This window comes from Mesorhizobium sp. M7A.F.Ce.TU.012.03.2.1, from assembly GCF_004006095.1.
In the GTDB taxonomy this organism is placed as follows: Bacteria; Pseudomonadota; Alphaproteobacteria; order Rhizobiales; family Rhizobiaceae; genus Mesorhizobium.
The window spans coordinates 5,606,962-5,626,568 of sequence record NZ_CP034779.1; the positions used below are offsets into that span (position 1 = coordinate 5,606,962).

At 62.7% G+C, this 19,607-nt stretch carries 19 protein-coding genes and 1 tRNA gene; 9 read left to right on the top strand and 11 right to left on the bottom strand.

Annotation, left to right across the window (positions count from 1 at the left end; all coding sequences use genetic code 11):
- Positions 1 to 28: 28 nt before the first annotated feature.
- Positions 29 to 895 (bottom strand): LysR substrate-binding domain-containing protein, encoded by an 867-nt coding sequence (locus EJ079_RS27865; RefSeq protein ID WP_127810720.1) that lies wholly within the window; start codon positions 893 to 895, stop codon positions 29 to 31.
- Between the two features lie 92 nt (positions 896 to 987).
- Between EJ079_RS27865 and EJ079_RS27870 the strand changes: the two genes are divergently transcribed.
- The 3 genes from EJ079_RS27870 (at position 988) to rnd (ending at position 4,511) form a co-directional block, all read left to right on the top strand.
- Complete coding sequence (locus tag EJ079_RS27870) at positions 988 to 1,905, top strand: DMT family transporter (RefSeq protein WP_127810721.1); 918 nt, start codon at positions 988 to 990, stop codon at positions 1,903 to 1,905.
- A gap of 134 nt (positions 1,906 to 2,039) precedes the next feature.
- Positions 2,040 to 3,281 carry an MFS transporter gene (locus tag EJ079_RS27875; RefSeq protein ID WP_127395849.1) on the top strand — a complete coding sequence of 414 codons (1,242 nt, stop codon included), beginning with the start codon at positions 2,040 to 2,042 and terminating at the stop codon, positions 3,279 to 3,281.
- Between the two features lie 78 nt (positions 3,282 to 3,359).
- Positions 3,360 to 4,511, top strand: coding sequence for a ribonuclease D (gene rnd / locus EJ079_RS27880; RefSeq protein WP_127810722.1), 1,152 nt, complete (start codon positions 3,360 to 3,362; stop codon positions 4,509 to 4,511).
- A gap of 49 nt (positions 4,512 to 4,560) precedes the next feature.
- On the opposite strand, the gene EJ079_RS27885 is transcribed toward rnd, so the two are convergent.
- The 5 genes from EJ079_RS27885 to EJ079_RS27905 all read right to left on the bottom strand — a co-directional run bounded on the left by EJ079_RS27885 (position 4,561) and on the right by EJ079_RS27905 (position 7,948).
- Positions 4,561 to 4,980: an MAPEG family protein gene (locus EJ079_RS27885; protein ID WP_127321444.1), complete on the bottom strand. Its 420-nt coding sequence runs from the start codon at positions 4,978 to 4,980 to the stop codon at positions 4,561 to 4,563.
- Between the two features lie 37 nt (positions 4,981 to 5,017).
- Positions 5,018 to 5,641 (bottom strand): hypothetical protein, encoded by a 624-nt coding sequence (locus EJ079_RS27890; RefSeq protein WP_127269488.1) that lies wholly within the window; start codon positions 5,639 to 5,641, stop codon positions 5,018 to 5,020.
- Positions 5,592 to 7,094 (bottom strand): IMP dehydrogenase, encoded by a 1,503-nt coding sequence (gene guaB, locus EJ079_RS27895; protein ID WP_127269487.1) that lies wholly within the window; start codon positions 7,092 to 7,094, stop codon positions 5,592 to 5,594. The genes EJ079_RS27890 and guaB overlap by 50 nt, the downstream gene beginning before the upstream one ends.
- Before the next feature lie 156 nt (positions 7,095 to 7,250).
- Positions 7,251 to 7,706 carry a PIN domain-containing protein gene (locus tag EJ079_RS27900; protein WP_127329885.1) on the bottom strand — a complete coding sequence of 152 codons (456 nt, stop codon included), beginning with the start codon at positions 7,704 to 7,706 and terminating at the stop codon, positions 7,251 to 7,253.
- Entirely contained in the window at positions 7,703 to 7,948 is a 246-nt protein-coding gene (locus EJ079_RS27905) for a type II toxin-antitoxin system prevent-host-death family antitoxin (RefSeq protein WP_127810723.1), read from the bottom strand. The genes EJ079_RS27900 and EJ079_RS27905 overlap by 4 nt, the downstream gene beginning before the upstream one ends.
- A 287-nt stretch (positions 7,949 to 8,235) precedes the next feature.
- On the opposite strand from EJ079_RS27905, the gene EJ079_RS27910 reads away from it, so the two are divergent.
- Positions 8,236 to 9,657 carry an MFS transporter gene (locus tag EJ079_RS27910; protein ID WP_127810724.1) on the top strand — a complete coding sequence of 474 codons (1,422 nt, stop codon included), beginning with the start codon at positions 8,236 to 8,238 and terminating at the stop codon, positions 9,655 to 9,657.
- 70 nt (positions 9,658 to 9,727) lie between these two features.
- On the opposite strand, the gene EJ079_RS27915 is transcribed toward EJ079_RS27910, so the two are convergent.
- Together EJ079_RS27915 and EJ079_RS27920 are read right to left on the bottom strand one after the other, a co-directional pair.
- Positions 9,728 to 10,525 (bottom strand): RlmE family RNA methyltransferase, encoded by a 798-nt coding sequence (locus EJ079_RS27915; protein WP_127810725.1) that lies wholly within the window; start codon positions 10,523 to 10,525, stop codon positions 9,728 to 9,730.
- Between the two features lie 22 nt (positions 10,526 to 10,547).
- A complete protein-coding gene (locus EJ079_RS27920) occupies positions 10,548 to 11,906 on the bottom strand; it encodes a Ppx/GppA phosphatase family protein (RefSeq protein ID WP_127810726.1) in 1,359 nt (452 codons plus the stop codon).
- 376 nt (positions 11,907 to 12,282) lie between these two features.
- On the opposite strand from EJ079_RS27920, the gene EJ079_RS27925 reads away from it, so the two are divergent.
- Both EJ079_RS27925 and EJ079_RS27930 read left to right on the top strand, forming a co-directional pair.
- A complete protein-coding gene (locus EJ079_RS27925; RefSeq protein WP_127810727.1) occupies positions 12,283 to 13,215 on the top strand; it encodes a lysylphosphatidylglycerol synthase domain-containing protein in 933 nt (310 codons plus the stop codon).
- 187 nt (positions 13,216 to 13,402) lie between these two features.
- A tRNA-Gln gene (locus EJ079_RS27930) sits at positions 13,403 to 13,476 on the top strand.
- Positions 13,477 to 13,703: 227 nt separating this feature from the next.
- Here EJ079_RS27930 and EJ079_RS34040 read toward each other — a convergent pair.
- Complete coding sequence (locus EJ079_RS34040; protein WP_127810728.1) at positions 13,704 to 13,946, bottom strand: hypothetical protein; 243 nt, start codon at positions 13,944 to 13,946, stop codon at positions 13,704 to 13,706.
- 735 nt (positions 13,947 to 14,681) lie between these two features.
- Here EJ079_RS34040 and EJ079_RS27945 point away from each other — a divergent pair.
- Both EJ079_RS27945 and EJ079_RS27950 read left to right on the top strand, forming a co-directional pair.
- Positions 14,682 to 15,332 carry a hypothetical protein gene (locus EJ079_RS27945; RefSeq protein WP_127810729.1) on the top strand — a complete coding sequence of 217 codons (651 nt, stop codon included), beginning with the start codon at positions 14,682 to 14,684 and terminating at the stop codon, positions 15,330 to 15,332.
- Between the two features lie 106 nt (positions 15,333 to 15,438).
- Entirely contained in the window at positions 15,439 to 17,118 is a 1,680-nt protein-coding gene (locus EJ079_RS27950) for a hypothetical protein (RefSeq protein WP_127810730.1), read from the top strand.
- A 110-nt stretch (positions 17,119 to 17,228) separates the two neighbouring features.
- On the opposite strand, the gene EJ079_RS27955 is transcribed toward EJ079_RS27950, so the two are convergent.
- A complete protein-coding gene (locus EJ079_RS27955) occupies positions 17,229 to 17,435 on the bottom strand; it encodes a hypothetical protein (RefSeq protein ID WP_164873861.1) in 207 nt (68 codons plus the stop codon).
- A gap of 277 nt (positions 17,436 to 17,712) precedes the next feature.
- Between EJ079_RS27955 and EJ079_RS27960 the strand changes: the two genes are divergently transcribed.
- A complete protein-coding gene (locus EJ079_RS27960; protein ID WP_348629722.1) occupies positions 17,713 to 18,687 on the top strand; it encodes a L,D-transpeptidase in 975 nt (324 codons plus the stop codon).
- A 64-nt stretch (positions 18,688 to 18,751) separates the two neighbouring features.
- Here EJ079_RS27960 and EJ079_RS27965 read toward each other — a convergent pair whose 3' ends face one another.
- Positions 18,752 to 19,438: a D-lyxose/D-mannose family sugar isomerase gene (locus tag EJ079_RS27965; protein ID WP_127395494.1), complete on the bottom strand. Its 687-nt coding sequence runs from the start codon at positions 19,436 to 19,438 to the stop codon at positions 18,752 to 18,754.
- Positions 19,439 to 19,607: the final 169 nt, after the last annotated feature.

Genomic DNA, 19,607 nt, shown 5'->3' on the forward strand with positions numbered 1-19,607 from the left:
GTATCTCGGCCCCGCTTTCCCAGGCGACCTATGAGCCCAGTGCCGATAGGCGAAGACGCTGAGCAAGGTGATCGACGACCAATGCAGCGCTGGCGGACGACGTTGCGGCACGATGAAGGCGAATCTCCGCCCCCGGCAGCGGCGGTACATGCCGGCCGGGATGGACATCTCGCAGGCCTGGCGCAAGCATGCTGCCTTTAACCACGGTGACCGCCAGGCCCTGTTCGACAATTGCCTCCGTGGCTGAGAGGCTCGGGCTGACATAGGCCAACCGCCATGGCCGGCCTGCCTTGTTGAGCGCCTCAATGGCCCAGGAACGAAACAGGCAATCGGGGCTCGACAGAGCGACGGGCAGCGGATCGAGTTCCTCGACGGCCCGCGTCGCCGCCGCCGCCCAAATCGCCCTTTCGCGGCATATCAAATCCCCCTCGGTTGTGCCTTCCGGGTGCATGGCGATGACGGCGTCGAACGACGACCCAAGCCGTTTCAGGAGCCGGGTGGTGAGACCAATCTCCATTTCGACCTGCACCAACGGAAATCGCTCGGCGATGCCGGCAAGGAGGCGCGGCAGGATCTTGGTGCCATAATCTTCCATGACCCCGATGCGAACCTGTCCGGCCACCTGCTGACCGGAAACACGCGCAATCGCCTGCTCATTGAGAGCAAGTATGCGGCGGGCATCGATCAGAAAGCCCTCCCCGGCGGCGGTGAGTTCAACGCGGGCTGTCGAGCGCGCGAACAAGATGGTCTCGATGCGCTCCTCAAGACGTTTCACCTGCAAGCTGACGGCCGCCTGCGTTCTATTGAGCTGCTCGGCGGCTCGCGTGAACGAGAGGCGCTCGGCAACGACGACGAAGGCCCGCAGAAGGTCCGGATCCAGATTCGGGATACTCATAGTGGAATGTTATCAAACTCATTGAGCTTATTCGATTCCTTATGGCCCGCCTTCCCGATATTCCCGGTTCCGAGCCAGCAAGGTCGGGAACCATGGAAATCACAGGAGTGCTCGCCGCGATTCTCTCCAGCGCTTTCGGGGGCACCGCCGTTGGCGCAACGCGATATCTCGCGGGCACGCTCGATCCTCTGGCTATCGGTGCGGTCCGGTTCGGCGGCGGCTTTCTGGTTTTGGCCGCCGTCGCTCTCTGGCGGCGAGACAGGTGGCCGCCGAAGAGCGACTGGCTCGGCACTGGCGCATTGGGTCTTCTGTTCTTCGGGCTGTTTCCGGTGCTCTTCGATGGAGCCCTTGTCTACACGACGGCCGCGCGAGGTGCGCTTGCGCTTTCGACACTGCCTCTGCTCACGATGCTTGCCGCGGCAGTTCTGAAGATCGAGCCGCCGACCATCCGCAAGATCGTCGGTGTCCTGATCGCAATGGCAGGAGTGGCCGTAGCGCTCGGCACGAGCCTGACGACTGCTCCCCCAGATGCCTGGCGCGGAGATCTTCTCATGGTCGCGGCCGCTTTCTGCATGGCGCTCTACAATGTCTGGTCGAGACCATTTCTATCCCGCACCGCGCCAATCCCGTTCGTGGCGTTTGGCATGGGCGTGGGCGCGGTCTGCCTATCGGTGCTGGTGGTTTCGAGCGGAGGCTTCGCGCGACTTGCCACTCTCAGCGCACCTCAGTGGATCGCGAGCGCTTATCTGGCCATAATTTGCGGCGCCTTCATTTTCTTCCTCTGGGCATTCGCGCTCGAGCGCGCGTCGCCGACACTGGTTGCCGTTTCCGTTGCGGTGAATCCGGTGACGGCATCGATCTTCGGTGTTGTCTTCCTGGGCGAACAAGTGAGCGCGAACCTGATTGTCGGGCTGATGGCAGTCCTCGCAGGAATAGGCGTCGCAACGGGAGCAGCCGAGCGGCTTGGCCTGTGGCCCGACGATCGGCAGTCACGTCGAAGGCAGCCCTGAGCGCTGACCAAGCAAAACGGGGGAAACGAATCCAGGCGAATACAGCGATCATCCCTGTTGGCGCAGGGAATTGCTGCTGGCGTTGGCCAGGGCGATGGTCCAAGAAGGGATCACCGACACGTGATCGCCTCTTCATGTCCTCCATCCGCCCGATGATCCCGCTTCTTCTCGCCGCCGGCATCCTGCTCGGCGGCAATGGGCTGCAGAGCACGCTGATCGCGCTGCGCGGCGCGCAGGAAGGGTTTTCGGCTTCCGACATCGGCCTGATGGGCACCTTCTACTTCGCCGGCTTCCTGCTCGGCTGCCTGGCCATCACCCGCATCATGAAGGCGGTCGGCCATATCAGGGCATTTTCGGCGCTGGCGGCAATCGCCTCGGTCGGTACTTTGCTCCTGGTGCTGGTCATCGATCCGGTGATGTGGTGCGCGGTGCGCCTCGCCGGCGGCTTCTGCTTCGCCGGGCTGTTCACCATCGTCGAAAGCTGGCTGAATTCCGGCGTCGGCAATCACGACCGGGCACGCGTGCTGGCGATCTACCGGATGGTCGACATCGGTTCGGTGACATCAGCCCAGTTCCTGATCCCGGTCTTCGGCGCCGGCGGTTTCGCCATCTTCGCCATCATGTCGATGATGATCACCTTGTCGCTGGTGCCGGTGTCGCTCGGCGACCGCTCCAACCCGGCACCACCCGATGAGGTCAAGCTCGACCTGGCGCGCGTCTGGCGGATTTCGCCGCTGGGCTGCTTCGGCTGCATCGCCGTCGGCGTCACCAACAGCGCCTTTCGCACCTTGTCGCCGGTCTATGCCGAGCAGATCGGCATGTCGGTCGCCGATGTCGTCACCTTCGTCAGCGTCGGCATCTTCGGCGGCGCCATCATCCAGTATCCGCTTGGCTACCTCTCCGACCGCTGGGATCGGCGCCGCGTGCTCTTGATCACGACCTGCTGCGCGATGCTTTCGGCACTGGCGCTGGTGTTCATCGCCGGCAGCAATCCGGCGCTCAACTTCATCCTCATCTTCATCTTCGGCTGTTTCGCCATGCCGCTCTATTCGCTGTCGGCGGCGCATTCGAACGATCGCGCCGACACGGGCGAGTTCGTGCTGATCAATGCGGCGCTGATGCTGTTCTATTCCTTCGGCGCCATTGGCGGCCCGTTCGCCGCCTCGACGGCGATGCAATATTTCGGACCGGGCGCCCTGTTTGTATTCAGCGCGGTGGTCTATGCGATCTTCATCGCCGTCATCCTTTACCGCATGCAGGCCCGGTCCGGTGTGCCGGCAGGCAGGCGCGGCCGCTTCACCGCGCTTCTGCGCACTTCGACGGTTTTCGCGCGGCTGGCCAGGAGAAACGACGATTCCGATGGTCCGGGAACCTGATGATGGCGGTGCCAAAGCTTGACGAAAGCCCCGGCGGCTGAAATCTAGGAAGACCTTACTCCTGTCAAAAGCGATTTGATGCACGTCATCACCACCCAGAAAGAACTCGAGACCGTTCTCGCCGCTTTCGAAAAGTCGGATTTCGTCACCGTCGACACCGAATTCATACGAGAAACGACGTTTTGGCCGATCCTGTGCCTCATACAGATGGCCGCACCCGGCGTGACGGCGTTGATCGATCCGCTGGCTCCCGATATCAACCTGAAGCCGTTCTTCAGGCTGATGGCCAACGAGGCGGTGGTCAAAGTCTTCCACGCCGCGCGGCAGGACATCGAAATCATCGTCCACCTCGGCGATCTGGTTCCGCATCCGGTGTTCGACACGCAAGTGGCGGCGATGGTCTGCGGCTTCGGCGACAGTGTTTCCTACGATCAGCTCGTGCAGCGCATCACCGGCGCACGGCTCGACAAGTCATCGCGCTTCACCGACTGGCGCCACCGGCCGCTTTCCGACAAGCAGCTCGACTACGCGCTGGCCGACGTTACGCATCTCATCGAGGTCTATCAGCACCTCAGCGCCGAATTGGAGCGAGAAAACCGCGCCCATTGGCTCAACGAGGAGATGGAGGTCCTGACCTCCCGCGAGACCTATGATCCTCATCCCGAGGACGCTTGGAAGCGGCTGAAGATGCGGTTGCGGAAACCGCAGGAACTGGCGATCGTGCAAGGCGTTGCGGCGTGGCGCGAGCGCGAGGCGCGCGAACGCGACGTGCCGCGCGGCCGCGTTCTGAAAGACGACGCGATCTACGAGGTGGCGCAGCAGGCGCCGCGCGACGCGGCAGCCCTCGGCAAGCTGCGCACGACGCCGAAGGGCTGGGAGCGCTCCTCGACGGCAACGGCGCTGCTTGGCGCGGTCAACACCGCGCTTGCCTTGCCCAAGGAAGAGATGCCGAAACTGCCAAAGAGTTTCCAGCCGCCCGAGGGCTCGAGCGCCGCGGCGGAACTGTTGAAGGTGCTGCTGCGGATCGTTGCCGAAAAGGAGGGCGTCGCTTCCAAGGTGCTGGCCTCCAGCGACGACATCGACCGTATCGCCGCCGAGGGCGAGGAAGCCGACGTACCGGCGCTGCAAGGCTGGCGGCGCGCGGTGTTCGGCGAGGCCGCGCTCAAGCTGGTACGCGGCGAGATCGGCATCAAGTTCGACAAGCGCAAGATCGCGGTGTTCGACCTTTAGGCGAACGGACTTCCCTTCTCCCCTGTGGGAGAAGGCAGAAGCGCTCTGCTCAGACCGCGCCGAGCAGGTGCAGCGCGAACCAGATCCATCCCAGCAGGAGAATCACCGCACTGACGAAGAATGACCGGCTGCGCAGCAGCAGATTGTTGCTGGTCAGGTGAATCCAGGCATGGAAATAGCGGGACGCGACGAAAACCCACATCAGCGACAAGGTCAGATAGTTGACGCCGTTGGTCAGGTGCAGCGTCAGGCACAGCACGTAAAACAGCACCGGCAGTTCGAACTGGTTGGTGAGATTGGCGGCAACGGTGACGCTGGAGGCCGGTTCGGCCGAACGCACCTTGAACTGACCGGCCTTCGCCTCGCCTGACCTTATTGCGCCGTATCTGCGACGACCCAGGACGCAGTAGACGATGTAGATCAGCAGCACATGCGCGAGAACGGGCCAGAAGATCGTGGTCTGGTTCATCAAGTGCCCCCTGCCCGGTTGGGCTTCGCGTGCGGCATCAGGCCTGGCGTTTCTGGCCCGCCAGCCAGAAGGCCGCGATGACGATCACCGGTATGGCGAAAAGCGCGAATTTGGTGACGGTGAGCGCCGAGGCGAAAGACAGCGAGTCCGGGTTGGCCGACAGGAAATCGGACAGAAGCCGCGCCACCGCAAAGTTCTGAACGTAATGTGCAAGCGTGTAGGGAAGCACCAGGACCAACGCGAAAATCGACTGCAGCTGCGCTGGCAGCACGCGGAAAGCCTTCAATCGCCGGCCGGTGGCCAGGATGAGGCTGACCAGCGTGACCGACAGCAGCGCCGGGAACAACAGATCGAAGGTCAGATAGTGCCAGACGAGAATGATCTCGCCGCCGCGCCGGCCGAGCGCCGTCAGCCAGGCCATGCCTTCGTCCGGCGTAAACCCTAAAATGCGCATGTCGAGCGACGGCAAGCCGCCGCTCAACTGGCGGAAATAGAAGAATTCCAGAGCCGTCATGGCGATGAAAACCACCGCCGACAGGAAACAGAGCGCGCCTGCGTGGCGAGACAGCCGCAGGATCGTTGCCGTCAGGTTCCGCCCGAGCCCGTACTGGTCAGGCTCCACCGGGATAGTTCGGGCTTTCGCGGGTAATCGTGACGTCATGGGCGTGGCTTTCACGAAGTCCGGCATTGGATATGCGCACAAAAGTGGCGCGCTCGCGGAAATCGGCAAGGTCGCGGCCACCAACATAACCCATAGCGGCTTTCAAGCCGCCCGCAAGCTGGTGCAGCACGCCAGACACAGGTCCCTTGTAGGGAACCTGCCCTTCGATGCCTTCCGGAACCAGTTTCAGCGTGTCGCGCACCTCGGCCTGGAAGTAGCGATCGGCGGAGCCGCGGGCCATCGCGCCGACCGAGCCCATGCCGCGATACGCCTTGAAGGAGCGGCCCTGGTGCAGATAGACCTCGCCGGGGCTTTCGTCGGTCCCAGCCAGCAGCGAGCCGATCATGGCGGCACTTGCGCCGGCGGCGAGCGCCTTGGCGAGATCGCCGGAATATTTGATGCCGCCATCGGCGATAACCGAGACGCCGGATTTGTGCGCCGTCTCGACCGCCGACATGATCGCCGAGAGCTGCGGCACGCCGACGCCGGCGACGATGCGGGTGGTGCAGATGGAGCCCGGACCGATGCCGACCTTGACGGCGTCGGCACCGGCGTCGATCAGCGCCTGCGTGCCCGCGGCGGTGGCGACGTTGCCGGCCAGGATGCGAACTGAGTTGGAGAGTTTCTTGGCGCGCGTCACCGCGTCGAGCACGCGTTGCGAGTGGCCATGCGCGGTGTCGATCACCAGAAGGTCGACGCCGGCATCGATGAGACGTTCGGCGCGTTCATAGCCGTCATCGCCGACGCTGGTGGCCGCGGCGGCGCGCAAGCGGCCCTGTGCGTCCTTGCTGGCGTGCGGGTTGAGCTGCGACTTCTCGATGTCCTTGACGGTGATCAATCCGACGCAGTTGCCCTGCCTGTCGACGACAACCAGCTTTTCGATGCGGTGCTGATGCAGAAGCCGCTTGGCCTCGTCCTGGTCGACGTTCTCCTTGACCGTGATCAGGTTGTCACGGGTCATCAGCTCATGGACCTTCTGCGCTGGATCGGAGGCAAAGCGCACGTCGCGATTGGTCAGGATGCCGATCAGCCGCCCGACTTTGTGGCCGCCAGTGCCACCATTCTCGACCACCGGAATGCCCGAGATCGAATAGCTGCGCATCAGGCCCAGCGCGTCGGCGAGCGTCGCGTCGGGGCCGATGGTGACAGGATTGACCACCATGCCGGATTCGAATTTCTTGACCTGCCGCACCTGCTCGGCCTGTTCGGCCGGCGAGAAATTGCGGTGGATGACGCCAATGCCGCCGGCTTGGGCCATGGCGATGGCGAGCCTGGCCTCGGTGACGGTGTCCATCGCCGCCGAGAGGATCGGCACGTTGAGGTCGATGTCGCCGGCGATGCGGGTGCGGACATCGGTCTCGCCGGGCATGACCTCGGAATGGCCGGGCTGCAGCAGCACGTCGTCAAAGGTCAGCGCCAATGCGCCAGTGGACGTTTCGATGATTTTTGCCATGGCCAGTCCCTTGAATATAAAACGCGGTGGGGGAATACAAAAAAGCGCTGGACCGGAATGGACAGCGCCGACTCGTTTCTTCCCTTTCAGGATTGGCGCTGGCTGGTACCACGTCCAAGCGCCAATGAAAAGCCGATCGTCTCGGTGTTTCGCGTTCTATCCAGAAGACTCCCCCAAGAGAGCATTGAGCAGTGCGTGACGCGGCGATGCGAAAGGGCTGACGACAGTTACCCCACCCCATGTGAAGCCATCTTGCAGGTCTTCCGAAAGGAGCATCCGACAACCGGTTTGGGAAGCGGTGGACAGAATGACCGCGTCCCAAATGCTGAAGTGGTGGTCCGTAGCCAGATCAGCCGCCATCATCATTACGTCTTGCACTGTCGCGGCAACTGGAAACGCGTCGCGCCAGCTCAGAAGGGCATCCCGAGCTTCCACAGGCGGTCTTCCGGCCTTGCGGACAAGAACATTGTACAGCTCACCAAGGACCTGGACAGGAATAACAGCAGCCTCTTGCGGCAGGTTGCGCAGCAGTTCGAGAACGATATCGCGCTTCTCGGCACCGTTGACCCCTTCCGCGTAGGCAAGGACATTGGTGTCGAGCGCGACCTTCATCGCTCGTCCCCGTAGAGCTCGTCACGGGTCCAACGTCCGACATCCAAAACAGGCTGGCGTTCGAGGCGCGACAACAACGCTAATCGCGAGCGCGAAGCCACACCCTGCTGTCGATCGGCGGGCACGATCCGCGCGACGGGTCGCCCATGACTGGTCACGACGTAGCTTTGTCCTTCGCGAACACCGCGCAGGATGAGAGAAAATCTACGGTTGGCATCGGCTGCCGAAACGGCTTCTTCCATGACAAAGTCCATATAGTAGTTATATACACTACAATAGCGTGGCGCATCTCCATTCGCAAGCTATTCTTTGCTGCTTGGCCAGCGCCTGGAGACGGAACGAGAAGACCTTGGCCGTCCCGGCAGTTCTGATTTAGGCACGGCGGCAGGCCAAGCGAACTGCCTGTCTCCCCGCAGTCGCACAAAAGTGACAGCAAATTAATGCGACATCAGAGCCAGCCCATGATAACCGCCCTGCATGTTGGCTTGCCTCCCGGTCAACCGTAAAAGAATCAAGTCGGACGCTTTTTGTGAACCGCACCATCCCGCTCATCCTGGCGGTCGCCCTTTTCATGGAAAACATGGATTCGACCGTCATTGCGACATCGCTGCCGGCGATCGCCGTCGACATCCACACCAGTCCGATCGCGCTCAAGCTGGCGTTGACTGCCTATCTCGTGTCGCTGGCGATCTTCATTCCGATCAGCGGCTGGATGGCAGACCGTTTCGGCGCCAAGAATATCTTTCGCGCCGCGATCGCGGTCTTCATCGTCGGGTCGATCGCTTGCGCCCTCTCCGGCTCGCTGCCGGCTTTCGTGGTGTCGCGCTTCCTGCAAGGCATCGGCGGCGCCATGATGACGCCGGTTGGGCGTCTGGTGCTGGTGCGCGCGACACCGAAAAGCGAACTCGTCGCGGCGATGTCCTGGCTGACCGTTCCGGCGCTGGTCGGGCCGCTGGTCGGACCGCCGGTCGGTGGCTTCATCACCACCTATTTCACCTGGCACTGGATCTTCCTGATCAATGTGCCGATCGGCGTGGTCGGCATCTGGTTGGCGACGCGTTTCCTGCCGGAGACCGAACCCGCGCAGACCCCGCCACTTGATTTCATCGGCTTCGTGCTGAGCGGGCTGGCGGCATCCGGGGTGGTGTTTGGCCTGTCGGTGGTCAGCTTGCCCTATCTGCCGCCAATCGTCGGTGTCACCACCGTAACGGTCGGCCTCGTGTCGGGGGCGCTCTATCTGCTGCACGCGCGGCGCGCCAAAAACCCGCTTCTGGCGCTCGAACTGTTCCGCAACCAGGTGTTCCGTTCTTCGGTGCTCGGCGGGTCGCTGTTTCGCATCGGCATCGGCGCGGTGCCGTTCCTCCTGCCGCTGATGTTCCAGATCGGCTTTGGGCTGACGCCATTCCAGTCCGGCATGATCACCTTCGTCTCTGCAATCGGCGCCATCGGCATGAAATTCGTCACCGCGCTGATCTTCCGCGTCGCCGGCTTCCGCCGCGTTCTGGTTGTCGGTTCGCTGGTCGCCGCCGCCTCGATCGCCATCAACGGCCTGTTCACACCCGACACACCTTATCTCTTGATGCTGGCCATGCTGCTCGTCGGCGGCTTCATCCGCTCGATGTTCTTCACTGGCGTCAATGCGCTCGCCTATGCCGAGGTTTCGGCTGAAGACACCAGCAAGGCGACGCCGATTACAGCCGTGTTCCAGCAGTTGTCGATCGCGCTCGGCGTGGCGCTGGCCGGCGGAATCCTGGAAGTATCGACGTCAATCCATGGCGGCCCGCTGTCGCTGGATGACTTCCACATTGCCTTCTTCATCGTTGCAGCGGTCTCGGCGGCGGCATCGCTATCCTTCGTCCGGCTGGCACCCGACGCCGGCAACGCCATTTCCGGTCACGGCCGGCTGACAACACCCAAGACGCTGGAAACGGTGAGCCCACCCGGCAACTGATGGCAGCCTACGCTTCGGCCTCGCCTTCTCGACGGCCCGATTCGCCCGACGGCGGACCGGCGGTGCCCTGTCAGTCGTCGGCGTCCCCCGGCCCTTCGCTATGGCTCCGGGCGCTCGAGGCCTTCGGAACGTCCACTGGACGTTCCGATCCGCCTGACGACGGACCGGCCTCTCGCCCTTTAAAATCTTTGGCCAGCAAATAGAGCTCGACCGATTCATCCCGCGACGCCGGCGGCTTGACGTGATGGACGGAACGGAAGTTCTTCTTGAGCATGGAGAGCAACTCGTTTTCGGCGCCGCCCTGGAAAGTCTTGGCGAGGAAATGCCCGCCCGGCTTTAGCACCGACAGCGCAAAATCGGCCGCCACCTCGCACAGATGCATGGTGCGGATGTGGTCGGTCCGCTTGTGCCCGGTGGTTGGCGCCGCCATGTCGGACAACACGATATCGGGATCGCCGCCCAGCGCCTCGGCCAGCTTTTGCGGTGCCAGCGGATCGAGGAAATCCATCAGCAGCACCGGGGCGCCTGGCACGGCGTCCATTTCCAGATAGTCGATGCCGATGACATGCGGCTTGTCGGCCGTCGATTTCGTCCGCGCGGCGGCGACCTGGCACCAGCCGCCGGGGGCGGCGCCGAGATCGATCACCTTCATGCCGGGTTTCAGGAGATGATGCTTGTCGTCGATCTCGATCAGCTTGTAGGCCGCGCGCGAGCGATAGCCGTCAGCCTTGGAGCGCTGGACATAGGGATCGTTGATGTGGCGCTGCAGCCAGCGGCGCGACGATTCCTTCAGCCCGCTCTTCTTCTTGATCCGCGTCTTCAGCACACGAATGCTGGCTGATCCTGGTTTTTCCGGTTTCTTGGTCATTGCTTATTTCTTCGGTTCGGGCTCACGCTCTGCCACGCCCATCGTTGCGCCAGACGCCATCATCGGCCATCAGTTCGCTCAAAATACCTTCGCGCAGGCCACGATCGGCGACTCGCAGCCGCTCGGACGGCCACACGGCGCGGATCGCCTCGAGGATAGCACAGCCGGCCAGCACCAGATCGGCGCGATCTGCACCGATGCAAGGGTTGGCGCAGCGCTGCTGGAAATCCCAGCCAACCAGTCTTTCGACCATGCGATCGACGCTGTCGCGGTCCATCCACAGCCCATCGACACGGCGGCGATCGTAGCGCTCGAGCTCGAGGTGGACACCGGCCAGCGTCGTCACGGTTCCGGACGTGCCCAGCAGATGGAAATTCGGGCTGGCCTTGAGATGGCTCAGCCGATCGCGACCGTCGAAGCTGGCCAGCCGGCCGGCAACGTCGTCGACCATGGCGGCGAAGATCTCGCGCGTCACCGTGCGGCCGCCAAAGCGCTCGGCCAGCGAGACGACGCCGACCGGCAGCGACGTCCACGACACGATGTGATTGGCCAACCTTGGCGAACGGCGGCCGGCGAGATCGATGAGCGCGATTTCCGACGAACCGCCGCCAATATCGAACAGGACGACGCCTTGGGTGTCGCGCTCGACCAGCGAGCCGCAGCCGGACACCGCCAGCCGAGCCTCGGTCTGGCGGTCGATGATCTCAAGCTTCAGGCCGGCCTCGCGTTCGACGCGGTCGATGAACTCGACGCCGTTTTCGGCCGTGCGGCAGGCCTCGGTGGCGATCAGCCGGGCTTTTCTGATCTTGCGGTTGCGCAATTTGTCGCCGCAGATTTTCAGCGCCTCGACCGCGCGGTCCATCGCCGGCTGGCCGAGCCGGCCATTGGCGGTGAGCCCCTCGCCCAGCCGGACGATGCGCGAAAAGGCGTCGATGACGCGGAACTGGCCATGCCGCGTCGGCACGGCGACCAACAGCCGGCAATTGTTGGTGCCGAGGTCAAGCGCCGCAAACACCGGAAGCTCCTGGACCGGCGGCCGACGGGCGCTCTGTTCCGGCCGTGGCACTACAGCGGCGGGCGAGGCCACCGATTCCGACGGTCTGTGGGCCTCCGCCGCCGGGGCACCGGTTTTGGCTGGCGCCGGCGATCGATTCTCCGCGGGACGCACTTCGTCGCGCGCAAAAACCTTGCGCCCGCGCCTTCGCTTGCGCCGCTTCTTGGGCTTGCCTTTGTGGGGTGCGTCGCCCGCCTGCCCGTCTGCGGAGCGGAGCTCCGTCGGGCGGCGTTGCTGCCAGCTTGCGTTCCCCGGGCCAGCCGACCGCTGGGAAGCGCTGGACACGCCCACCTCCGGCGCGCCCGCGCCGGTGTCGTGGTCTTCCACTGTCGTTCCTTCCGGCGCCGCGCGAACCTATGATGGACGCAGCAGGCGCTTCAGTGTTTTAAGTTGCCGCCAGACTAACAGCGCCGCGCCCGATCACCAAGAGCCGCATGCCGAATTTTGCCGGCAGGCCGCTGACCGCCGTTCCAGCGCGGCCGCGTAATGAACCCGCACGCCGCAGTTGCCGGCGCTACGCCTGCCGGCATCTCTTTCGGCCGCTCACTGCGGCAAATCTAGCCGGCCGACGCTGCGACAAGGGTTCGCGGTTGAATAGCCGGCTTCGATGAGGCATTTCTGAAATGAGCGGAAGAATCCGGCAAGGCCGGCCTCCCACCAGCCACGAAAAGGAAGCGGACCCGCAACGCATGGCAGTCAGGCAATGAACTGGAGACGCTATTTCTGGCCGGTTGTCGGCATCGCCGCCGTGATCTTCTCGCTGCTGCTGCTCTGGCACGAATTGCGCGGCGTTTCGCTCGACGACGTCTGGGACGGTATCACGGCCATTCCGACCCGGGGCTGGGTTCTTGCCGCGCTGAGTTCGATCATCGCCTATGCCTCGCTTGCCGGCTACGACCACATCGCGCTCCTGCATATCGGCAAGCGCGTGTCGTGGCTGTTCGTCACGCTGTGCTCCTTCACCACCTATGCGCTGTCGCACAACATTGGCGGTTCGGTGTTTTCGGGCGCCGTCATCCGCTATCGCGCCTATGGTACCAGGGGCCTGACCGGACAGGATGTCGGCGTGCTGGTGGCGGTCTGCTGGATCACCTTCGTGCTGTCGACGATTTTGGCCTCGGGCCTGGTTCTGGTGTTCGAGCCTGAGATACTCGACCGGTTTTCCGGCATCGCCCATCATGGCCTGTCGGAAGCGGCCGGCATCGCGATGCTGCTGCTCGTCGCCGCCTATGTCTTCGGCAGCTGGCTGCATCTGCGCCCGCTGAAGATCGCCAGTTTTCAGCTCCACTATCCGGCGCTGCCAATCGTCGCGCGGCAATTGCTGATCGGCCCGATCGAGCTGCTGGCCGCCGCCGCGATCATCTTCTTCGCCCTGCCCGCAGCCCAAAATCCCGGCTACTTCGTCATACTGGGCGTCTTCCTAGTCTCCTTCTCGATCGCGCAGATCTCACATGCGCCGGGCGGGCTCGGCGTGTTCGAGGTGGTGTTTCTCGCCGGCCTGTCGGACATGGATCCGGTCGGCGTGCTGGCGGCGCTGCTGGTGTTCCGGCTGTTCTACCTGATCATCCCGTTGATTCTGGGCCTGGGGGTGGTGCTGTTCTTCGAACGCTCGCAGTTCAGTCGGACGGAGGGTTGAGACGCGTCCAGCGGACTTCTCCCCGTTCGCGGGAGGAGGTGCCGGCAGGCGGATGAGGGGCAGCGCAAACTTGTGCGATTGCCCAATTTGAACCGCAGAGCAGGCTTGACTATTTTCCGCTGGCGGCTACAAGGCAGCGCTCAAGCGGCTCAGCCGCTCGGCCCGCGCGGTTCATTACCGCGCCTGCTGGGGAATAGGTTAACGGTAGACCCACGGACTCTGACTCCGTTAGTCCTGGTTCGAATCCAGGTTCCCCAGCCAGACATTTCTCAAGTATCTACCAGTGCGGAACCTCCCGACGCCGGCCACGTTCGGCTGCATGGCTTTCTTGACCGGGTTTTCATCTGCAGTGGTCGTTCTGTTTATCGTGCTGCTGTTCACCCACGCAGCCCGTGATCTTCAAAGCTCACCTATGTATCATCGGATATATCACCGACTCCGCCGAGGCTTTAGGTCTTCGTTTTGAAGCGCAACGATGGCTGAACGCGTTATCCCGCCGTCTGCGGCCTAACCGGCCCAGCAGTGTTCCACCGGATGAACTCGGCTTTCTTACGGGTGACGTGCCGCAAGGTCTTCAACAACACCTCATGCGGGACACCGGTCTGCCTGTAGTGGTCGTAATACGGCGATATGAATGGCTTAATGATGCTTAGGTGCAGCGCTTCCGCTGCCATTAGAAAGCGATCAATTTCAGCTTGTGATAATTGCTTTGAGGGTTTTGACCTAGTCATTGCGACACCTTTTGAGAGTCGCCACCCGAGGACAATTCCTACAGCACACCGAACCGGGCCGGCGAGCTTCCCGTCATGTCGAGATCGGCTCAGTCCGACGTAACAGGACCCGACTCGACGACTTGCGCCGTGACTGAGGAAAGGATTCCTCGCTTCGCCAGGACAGGCTTTTCATAGTTCTTTTTCATAAATGCTCCTCGCATCTTCCACTCGCCGAAGGTGCTTTGGAGCGATCAAGTTGTCAAGCTGATGCTAAAAAGCCGCCAAAAGGATAGGAAGTTGGCAAACTCGCCGGGCGAAGACCCCAACGCCCTCGGAGCCCGGCGAGCCTACTACCTAATCGGGTACGCGATCAGGACCGGGGTTCACCCAGTAACAGGTCCGGTGCAAGAGCAATGCCAGCAACCCTGTGCTGAAATGGGACGGGCGGCAAAATGACCGTAAACTTGGCCCCAGCGGAATATGGTCCTTTAATTAAATTAGCGTAGACGCATAAAAAGGCTTATAATTCGGACAGCCGGCACTGCCCCCTCCAAGCCGGTCAGGCTCGGCGCCAGTCCCCCTCGATACCCCCCGACGCCGGGCCGCTGCTCCTAAGCCGCTGGTCAGGACGAGCGCGCTAGCGATACGGCGCGTCATCGGTGTCTATGCGACGGAATCATGGAAGGCGAGATTGCCTGGTCGTTGCGTCCGCCTTAGTGAAGCTTCATGAAGGCTCCTCCACAAGGCCGCGTCATGCTCACTGATAGCCAGTACATTCTCGAACGCATGAGCCAAGGCTGCGTGACGCTCTCCGACGACGCGTTCGTCATCGACAGGCTGGTCAAGTATTTCGGCAATGGGAAGATCCGCTGGCATGTCGAAATCCGTGGGCATCGCATCGAGCTGACGACAGGCCAGCTTAAGAAGCAGCCGACCTTCCGCAGGAAGATACTCGAACAGGCTGGCGTGCTGCCGCCCCAGCGTGCCGGGACCGACTACAGGCGATGGGCACTCGATTTGAGGAAGAATGCCATCGAGCTTCCGTGGCGGGATAGGCCGGTGGACGTCGGCTTCGCCATCGACAGGCTCGCCAGCCACGGCGACGGGCGCTGGACGGTCGAATACCAGGGCAAGGCAATCAAATTCACGACGACCAAACTCCGCAGGCAGGTTAGTTTCCGCAAACGCATGCTGGCCAAGGCCAAGGTGCTGCCGCCCCAGTTGGACCCGGCTGCCTATCGCAAGTGGATGGACTGGATCATTCAAAACGCCACCGAGGCTGACCCGCAGGCCGGCGATGCCTCGATGACAGAAAAAAGTTGGCTGGACGACCTGCCAGAGCTGGCCGGCTGGCAAGACGAAACGCCGGCCAAACGACCAACCGGAGGTGGCGGAAATATCTAAGCAAAGCCGCAATGGCACTCGTTGCCACGCCTACGGATTTCGGCACACATCGATAGTGAGGACTCTGCGACAGGGGTCGCACCCCACAAGATTTGAGTGAGACCCCATGGACCGCTTCGACCTCGGCACCTACCGCCGCCCCATCTCCACTCGCTCCACAGAAACCCAGCGTTGGTTCGACGTTGGCCTCAACTGGTGCTACGGCTTCAACCATGAGGAAGGCATCAAGTGTTTTGAGAAGGCGCTCGAAACAGATCCTGAATGTCCGATGGTGCATTGGGGCATCGCCTATGCCGCCGGACCTTTCTACAATCTGACCTGGAAGGAACATGGCGAGGCCGAGGCCGACAGCGCGACAAGGCGCTGCTTCGAGCATGTCCAGCTGGCGCGGGCCAATGCGGCTTCCGCCAGTGAGATCGAGAAGCGGCTGATCGAGGCGCTGGCCGCCCGCTTTCAGAAGCCGCACCGGGTGAGCCCGGAGGACTTCGAACGGTGGGATGATGCCTATGCCGCCGCGATGCGGCTTGTGTATCGGGACTTTCCCGACGACCATGATGTGATGGCACTGCTGGTCGAAGCGCTGATGATGCGCACGGTGCGGCGGCTGTGGAACCTCAAGACCGGCGCGCCGGCGCCGAATTCCGATGTCGTCGAAGCGCTCGACGTCTGCGAGCGGTCGATCCGGCTTGCCGGTGCGGCCGGCGCAGCACAACATCCGGCGATCGTCCACCTGCACATCCATCTCCTGGAAATGTCCACCATGCCGGAGCGCGGCATCCGGTCGGCGGATTTGCTGGGCGAAATGTGCCCCGATGCCGGGCACATGAACCACATGCCGGGGCACATCTATGTGCTGTGCGGCGAGTATGAGAAAGCAAAACGTGCCAGCGAAAAGGCGGTACGCGCCAACGACCTCTATCTCGCCTATGCCGACGAGCCGACCTACTATTTGCTCGGCTGCTGCCACGATCTGCATCTGATGATGTTCACCTGCATGTTGTCGGGCCAATACCAGCCTGCACTGTGGGCCGCCGATCGAGTGCGCAGCCTGGTCGCGCGCGACGTGGTCGCCATCCAGGGCCGGCCCAAGCTCACGCAGACGGTCGAAGGCTACCATGCGATGAAATCGCATGTGCAAGTGCGCTTCGGCCGCTGGCAGGAGATCATCGACGAGCCTGAAACCGCGGAGCCGGGCCTCTATGTGCTGACGGCGGCCATGCAGCACTACGCCAAGGGTGTGGCGCATGCGACGCTCAGGCAATTTCCTGAAGCCGAGCGCGAGCGCGAAGCGTTCCATCGGCATCTGAAAGGCATTGCGCCCGAGCGGCGCTTCCTCAGCAACCCGGCGCAGGCTTCGCTGGCTGTCGGTGTCGCCCTGCTCGACGGCGAGCTGGCGTACCATCAGGGCCGGCATGACGAGGCCTATGGCCATTTGCGGCAGGCGGTCGAGCTTGACGACAATTTGTCCTACACCGAACCGTGGGCCTGGATGCACCCGCCGCGCCATGCGCTGGCGGCGCTGCTTCTCGACCAGGGCCACTCTGCAGAAGCTGAACAGGTCTATCGCGACGATCTCGGCCTGAGCGGCAAGGTGCAGCGCTGCGCCCAGCACCCGAACAATGTCTGGGCACTGCACGGGCTGGTGGAATGCATGAATCGGCGCGGCGAGACTGATGAATTGCCGATATTGCAGACAAGCCTTGCCGCGGCGCTGGCCAGGGCGGATGTGCCGATCACCTCGTCCTGCCTGTGCAGGACGGGCGCGCAGCAAGGCTGCTGTCACTGACGCGAAGTCAGCCTGCCGCCACTGTTGCGGCCGATCGGCTCGCCAAACAAATTGTCGACCGATCATCGTTGGCGGTGGAACCCTCGCCGCCCGGTCGTGTCACCTGCCGATCAGCCCAGGCTCCACGCTTTGTCTCGTATCACGCCTTCCTCGATCAGCACCGAGCAGTCTATCTCATCGTGAAGTTGGGCGTTTGGGTCGGACAAAAGCCAGGAAGCATAGGACCGAAGCTGCTTGAGCCTGGCTGTTTTCTCAAGCCGGGCCTGGCGCTCATCCTCGGCTGCCGGTCTTCTGTCCTTCTGGGCAGGAAATTGCATGCTGGCTCTCCTCGGTCACCGAGCTGCGCTTCGACTTGAAGCCAACACATGCGCTGGCGAGAGTCGCCATCCATCTGGATGATGGCGGACCCTTATCAACAATGCACCCGCGCCACCGCCGGGTGCTCCCTGGTCCGGGTTCGCTGCGGCGCATCGGCACTCGGCAGTCGGACGCAGCCAGGGGAATGGAACCAGATCGGCCGTGCGACGTCATAGAAGCAGGTGCTCATACAGGAGTGTGACCTCCATGATCAGGCTCGTTCTTGCCGCTGCCGCCATGCTCGTCATGGCATGGGATGCAACGGCGGCGGCAAAACTGGACGCGGTCACCGTCAACAACGCCCAATTTGACGGCAGCGAAGCGAAAGGCGTCAGTGCGACCGTTCTGAAGGCGCAAATCCTCCTGGATCGTGCACGCTTCTCGCCAGGCCTGATCGATGGCCGCCAAGCAGAGAACTTCAGCCGGGCAGTCAGTGCGTTTCAAGCGGCCAACGGATTGCCTGCCGACGGCAAGCTTACCCGCGAGACATGGGACAAGCTGGTCGCGAGCTCCTCGCGGCCCGCGCTTGAGACCTACGAGTTGACGCGCAAGGATGTGCAGGGACCGTTCACCAGGCGAATTCCGACGCGCATGGAGAGGATGGCCCGCCTGCCCAGGCTGGCCTACCACAATGCCCTGGAAAAGATGGCGGAGCGCTTCCACAGCAGCGAGGAACTGCTTGAACGCCTCAATCCCGGCATCGGCTTCAGGAGAGCGGGGCAAAAGCTGCTGGTGCCAGCTGTCGCCCGAGGTGATCCGCCGCAAGACATTGGGAACGTCGAGGTCGACAAGAGCGCTCGCCAGGTTCGCGTGCTCGACCCTTCCGGCAAAGTGCTTGCGACGTACCCCGCCTCGATCGGGAGCCAGGAGAAGCCCGCGCCGAGTGGCGAGGCAGAGGTCAAACGCGTGGTGCGCCACCCAACCTATCACTACGATCCCGAGTTTGCCTTCAAGGGGGTGAAGACGAAGCGCCCCTTCACGATCGCTGCCGGGCCAAACAATCCGGTGGGATCGGTCTGGATCGATTTGTCCATCGATAGTTATGGCATTCACGGGACTCCGGACCCAGGCAAGATCGGAAAGACCTTCTCGCATGGTTGCATCAGGCTGACCAACTGGGATGCCGAAGACCTCGCCTCCGAAGTGCAAAGAGGCACAAAGGTCGTCTTCAAAGAAGAAGCGGCAGGATCGGTCGAACAAGGATCGCAGTAGGCAGGCGCCACGGGCTAACTTTCGACCGTGTGACTGGCGTCACCGAAGGCGTAGGGCGGCGCCCCTACCCCAGCCACTTCTCGTAGTCGGACACCAGCAGATGGACCGGGGCAACGTCTTCGTCGATGTTGGAAAAACGGCCGATCGGTTCGCGAAACACATTGTCGGTGAGATCGTCATTGACGGTCGAGACCTCGCCGATCAGCACGTCCTTGCCCTCGGCCCAGAAGGCATGCCAGACGCCGGGAAGCAGCGTGACGCTCTGGCCCGGGTCGAGCTTCAGGAGCCCGCCCGCAGGCAGCCTGTGGATGGTTCCGTCGACCGGCACCGAAACCTCGGCCTTGGGATCGATGCCGCCGTCGCGGTCATGCATGAACAGTTCCAGCACCAGCTTGCCGCCGCCACGGTTGATGATGTCCTCGGCCTTGATGTTGTGGCGGTGCATCGGCGACAGCTGGTCCTTGCGCGAGATCATGATCTTCTCGGCATAGAGCATGCCCATGCCCTTCTTCATGTCCTCGTAGCGGCCGTTGCGAACGGTGAACAGGAACAGCCCGAGCTCCTTGAACTTCTCCTGGCCGTAATCGGTGATGTCCCAGCCGAGTCGCGAGGTAAACACGGCCGCGGAATCGGCTTGGCGTGCCTTCGCCTCCTGCGGCGACCAATAGGCGAAGGGCGGCATGATGTAGCCGAACGAGCGGATGAAAGCGTCGGCTTCGCGGATAATGTCGTTGATGGCGGAGCGCTTCATGATCATGATCCCTTCGTATCGATTTGTCTGGCAAATCGCATAGCCGAACGTCGATGCTGTGTCGATCCATCTCGCCGTCCAGTCCGGCGTTGCGCAGGGCGTATGGACCACAGATCCGCTTGCCTGGCCGCGTGACATCACGGATTTTCAGGGCCATAAAACCCGCGGT

Coding starts and splice junctions, on each gene's coding strand:
- EJ079_RS27915 (WP_127810725.1), bottom strand. CDS start 10,525: ATGACCAAGAAACCGGAAAAACCAGGATCAGCCAGCATTCGTGTGCTG.
- EJ079_RS27875 (WP_127395849.1), top strand. CDS start 2,040: ATGTCCTCCATCCGCCCGATGATCCCGCTTCTTCTCGCCGCCGGCATC.
- EJ079_RS27885 (WP_127321444.1), bottom strand. CDS start 4,980: ATGAACCAGACCACGATCTTCTGGCCCGTTCTCGCGCATGTGCTGCTG.
- rnd (WP_127810722.1), top strand. CDS start 3,360: ATGCACGTCATCACCACCCAGAAAGAACTCGAGACCGTTCTCGCCGCT.
- EJ079_RS27865 (WP_127810720.1), bottom strand. CDS start 895: ATGAGTATCCCGAATCTGGATCCGGACCTTCTGCGGGCCTTCGTCGTC.
- EJ079_RS27905 (WP_127810723.1), bottom strand. CDS start 7,948: ATGGAAGAAGCCGTTTCGGCAGCCGATGCCAACCGTAGATTTTCTCTC.
- EJ079_RS27955 (WP_164873861.1), bottom strand. CDS start 17,435: ATGCAATTTCCTGCCCAGAAGGACAGAAGACCGGCAGCCGAGGATGAG.
- EJ079_RS27950 (WP_127810730.1), top strand. CDS start 15,439: ATGGACCGCTTCGACCTCGGCACCTACCGCCGCCCCATCTCCACTCGC.
- EJ079_RS34040 (WP_127810728.1), bottom strand. CDS start 13,946: ATGACTAGGTCAAAACCCTCAAAGCAATTATCACAAGCTGAAATTGAT.
- EJ079_RS27870 (WP_127810721.1), top strand. CDS start 988: ATGGAAATCACAGGAGTGCTCGCCGCGATTCTCTCCAGCGCTTTCGGG.
- EJ079_RS27900 (WP_127329885.1), bottom strand. CDS start 7,706: ATGAAGGTCGCGCTCGACACCAATGTCCTTGCCTACGCGGAAGGGGTC.
- EJ079_RS27925 (WP_127810727.1), top strand. CDS start 12,283: ATGAACTGGAGACGCTATTTCTGGCCGGTTGTCGGCATCGCCGCCGTG.
- EJ079_RS27890 (WP_127269488.1), bottom strand. CDS start 5,641: ATGACGTCACGATTACCCGCGAAAGCCCGAACTATCCCGGTGGAGCCT.
- EJ079_RS27945 (WP_127810729.1), top strand. CDS start 14,682: ATGCTCACTGATAGCCAGTACATTCTCGAACGCATGAGCCAAGGCTGC.
- EJ079_RS27960 (WP_348629722.1), top strand. CDS start 17,713: ATGCTCGTCATGGCATGGGATGCAACGGCGGCGGCAAAACTGGACGCG.
- EJ079_RS27965 (WP_127395494.1), bottom strand. CDS start 19,438: ATGAAGCGCTCCGCCATCAACGACATTATCCGCGAAGCCGACGCTTTC.
- guaB (WP_127269487.1), bottom strand. CDS start 7,094: ATGGCAAAAATCATCGAAACGTCCACTGGCGCATTGGCGCTGACCTTT.